The organism is Arthrobacter sp. Y3223164 (assembly GCF_059091005.1).
Map to the genome: position 1 here is coordinate 1 of NZ_JBNHGF010000314.1, position 3,221 is coordinate 3,221.

Below are 3,221 nucleotides of genomic sequence, written 5' to 3' on the forward strand. Positions count from 1 at the left end.
GCCGCCCCCGGCCCGCCCGGCCACGCCCGGCGTCAGCTGAGCTGCTTCTCCTCGTGCGGGACGAAGCGGACCGTCATCGCCTTAAAGCCCGGCGTGTTGGACTCCCGTGCCACCAGGTCCCGGTGCACCAGGGCGTTGGCCTCCGGGAAGTAGGCGGCCGCACAGCCCCGCGCCGTCGGGTAGGACACCAGGCGGAACTCGTCCGCGCGGCGCTCGGTGCCCTTGAACGTGCTGATCACGTCCACCAGGTCGCGGTCGGCGAAGCCCAGTTCGGCCAGGTCATCGGGGTGCACCAGGATGACCCGCCGTCCGTTGGAGATGCCCCGGTAGCGGTCGTCCAGGCCGTAGAACGTGGTGTTGTACTGGTCGTGGCTGCGGATGGTCTGCAGGATCAGGTGTCCCTCGGGCGCCTCCAGGTACTCCAGCGGGCTGACCGTGAACCGCGCCTTGCCGATGTCGGTGGCGAAGGAGCGCGTGTCGCGCGGCGGGTTCGGCAGCACAAAGCCGCTCTTGTTCCGGATCCGGGTGTTGAAGTCCTCGAACCCCGGCAGCACGCGGGAGATGTGGTCCCGGATCACGTCGTAGTCCTCGGCCATCGCCCGCCAATCCACCGGGTGGTCGTCGCCGAAGGTGGCCTGGGCCATCCGCGCGATGATCACCGGTTCGGCCAGCAGGTGCTCGCTGACCGGCTCCAGCCGGCCCTGGGTGGACCGGACGACGGACATGGAGTCTTCCACCGAGAGGAACTGCGCACCCTTCGGGTGCTTGTCGTCCCGGTCGGTGCGGCCCAGCGTCGGCAGGATCAGCGACGTCTTCCCGTGCACCACGTGGGAGCGGTTGGGTTTGGTGGAGACATGCACGGTCAGGCCGGCCTTCTTCATCCCGCTCTCGAGCAGCTCGGTCTCCGAGTTCGCCAGCGCGAAGTTGCCGCCCATGGAGACGAAGACGTCGACCTTGTCCTCGTGGAAGCGGTCGATCGCCTCGGTGGAATCGACGCCGTGCTCGCGCGGCGAGGTGATGCCGAACTCCTTGTCCAGCGCCGCCAGCAGCCACTCCTTGGGCTTCTCCCAGATGCCCATGGTGCGGTCGCCCTGGACGTTGGAGTGGCCGCGGACCGGGCAGGCACCTGCGCCGGGCTTGCCGAAGTTGCCCTGGAGCAGCAGCAGGTTCACGATCTCGCGCAGGGTATCGACCGAGTGCGGCTGCTGGGTCAAACCCAGCGCCCAGCAGATGATGGTGGCCTTGGACTTGGCCAGCAGCCCGGCGACCTTGGCGATCTCCAGCCGCGACAGCCCGGTGGCCTTCTCGGTTTCGGTCCAGTCGACGTGCCGGCGGGCTTCGACGTACTCCTCGAAACCTTCGGTGTTCGCGTCGATGAACGCTTTGTCCACGACGGTGCCCGGGGCGCGGCCTTCTTCTTCGAGCAGCAGGTGTCCCAGCGCCTGGAAGAGGGCGAGGTCCCCGCCCACCTTGATCTGCAGGAATTCGTCGGCCAGCGCGGTGCCGCCGCGCAGCAGCCCGTCCACCGACTGCGGGTCCTTGAACGCCATCAGGCCGGTTTCGGGCAGCGGGTTCACTGCCACGATAGTGCCGCCGTTGTCCTTGCACTCCTTGAGCGCGGAGAGCATGCGCGGGTGGTTGGTCCCGGGGTTCTGGCCGACCACGAAGATCAGTTCGGAGTGGTGGATGTCCTCCAGCGACACGGTGCCCTTGCCGATGCCGATGGTCGGGTTCAGGGCGCTGCCGGAGGATTCGTGGCACATGTTGGAGCAGTCCGGCAGGTTGTTGGTGCCCAGCGAGCGTGCGAACAGCTGGTACATGAACGCGGTCTCGTTGGCGGTCCGGCCCGAGGTGTAGAACACGCAGCGGTCCGGCGTCGTGGCCCTGATGCGTTCGCCAATCAGGCTGAACGCGTCCGCCCACGAGATCGGCGAATAGTGCGTCTCCCCCTCGCGGATGATGACCGGCTCGGTGATCCGGCCCTGCTGGCCCAGCCAGTACTCGGTCTTCGTCGAGAGCTCTTCGATGGAGTGGCGCGCCCAGAACTCGGGCGTGACGGTGCGCTTCGTGTTCTCCTCTGCCACCGCCTTGGCGCCGTTTTCGCAGAACTCGGCCGGCTTGCGCGGACCGGTGATGGATTCGGGCCAGGCGCACCCCGGGCAGTCGAAGCCCCCGCGCTGGTTGATCCGCAGCAGCGACCGGGCGGTGCGGGAGACGCCGGCCTGTTCGATGCCGCGCTCCAACGCAACCTTCACCGCCGGAATACCGGCGGCGACCTTCTTCGGTTCCTTGACCTTCAGGGTGCTTTCATCAATGTCATTCACGGGTGCCGGACGAGTCATGCCCCTAATGTATCCCGGCTCACACCGGTTCCCCGACTCACCCGGCGCGTCTCACACGAAATTCCCGACGGCGGCGCCCACCCGCCCCGGGTGGGCGTACACGTTAATGCTGCGGCCGCGGCTGAAGCCGGCCAGTGTCAGTCCCACCTTTTCCGCCAGCTCGACGGCGAGCGAGGACGGCGCGCTCACGGCCGACAGGACGGGGATCCCCGCGAGATAGGCCTTCTGGACCAATTCGAACGAGGCGCGCCCGGAGACCTGCAGCACCGTGTTGCGCAGCGGCAGCCGCCCCTCGCGCAGCGCCCAACCCACCACCTTGTCCACCGCGTTGTGCCGGCCCACGTCTTCGCGCAGGCAGAGCAGTTCGCCCGCGACGCTGAATAGCCCGGCGGCGTGGACGCCGCCGGTGCGCTCGAACACCTGCTGCCGTTCGCGCAGCCGGTCCGGCAACTGCAGCAGAATCTCCAGCGGCACTTCGCCGCCGGCACCGGTGCCGTCCGCGCCCGGGGAGGCTCCGCCGTCGTCATGGTGCAGCGGGAAGCGCGAGCGCTTCGTCACGGCGTCGATCGAGGCGGTGCCGCAGATGCCGCACGCGCTGCTGGTGACCACCTGCCGGTCAAGCCGCGGATCCGGCAGCGCCACCCCCGGCGCCAACTGGGCCTCCACCACGTTGAAGGTCTGCCGCCCGTCCTCGTCCTCGCCGGCACAGAAGCGCATCGAGACGAGATGTTCGGGCGACCAGATGACGCCCTCGGAGACCAGGAAGCCGGCCACCAGGTCGAACCCCGCGGATCGCCGCGCCACCCTTCTTGGCACATCAGCCAGTGGAATCGAACTGCAAAGGCAAATCGGCCAGGATGGCGCCGCGGCCTTCGACGA

The 3,221-nt window shown here is 68.3% G+C and carries 2 protein-coding genes; both read right to left on the reverse strand.

What is annotated here, in order from left to right; genetic code table 11:
* Positions 1-32 precede the first annotated feature (32 nt).
* Positions 33-2,342 (reverse strand): FdhF/YdeP family oxidoreductase, encoded by a 2,310-nt coding sequence (locus AC5RUJ_RS13175; protein WP_494023410.1) that lies wholly within the window; start codon positions 2,340-2,342, stop codon positions 33-35.
* A gap of 51 nt (positions 2,343-2,393) precedes the next feature.
* A partial coding sequence (fdhD, locus tag AC5RUJ_RS13180; protein WP_494155979.1) for a formate dehydrogenase accessory sulfurtransferase FdhD occupies positions 2,394-3,221 on the reverse strand: 828 nt, incomplete at its 5' end.